Origin of the sequence: Psychroserpens mesophilus, assembly GCF_050617655.1 — a bacterium.
Taxonomy (GTDB): domain Bacteria; phylum Bacteroidota; class Bacteroidia; order Flavobacteriales; family Flavobacteriaceae; genus Psychroserpens; species Psychroserpens mesophilus_A.
In genome coordinates this window covers 1-256 of sequence record NZ_JBODQC010000301.1, presented here as the reverse complement: position 1 = coordinate 256, position 256 = coordinate 1, and the positions used below count along the sequence as shown (strand labels likewise).

Below are 256 nucleotides of genomic sequence, written 5' to 3'. Positions count from 1 at the left end.
GGTGCTGATGGCACAGCCGTTCTCGTACCGCTACCCGCTGATCGAGGGCCAGGGCAACTTCGGCTCCAGCGACGACCCGAAGTCGTTCGCGGCGATGCGTTACACCGAATCCAAGCTGACCCCGGTTGCCGAAGTGCTGCTGGGCGAACTGGGCCAGGGCACCCCCGACTGGGCACCGAACTTCGACGGCACCCTGCAGGAACCGACCTGGATGCCGGCACGGCTGCCGCACCTGCTGCTGAACGGCACCACCGGC

General features: G+C 67.6%; 1 protein-coding gene. It reads left to right on the top strand.

The annotated features are described in order from the left end of the window. Window positions 1-256: DNA gyrase subunit A (locus ACRHNM_RS17355; RefSeq protein WP_431137901.1), on the top strand; the 256-nt coding region annotated here is incomplete at both ends.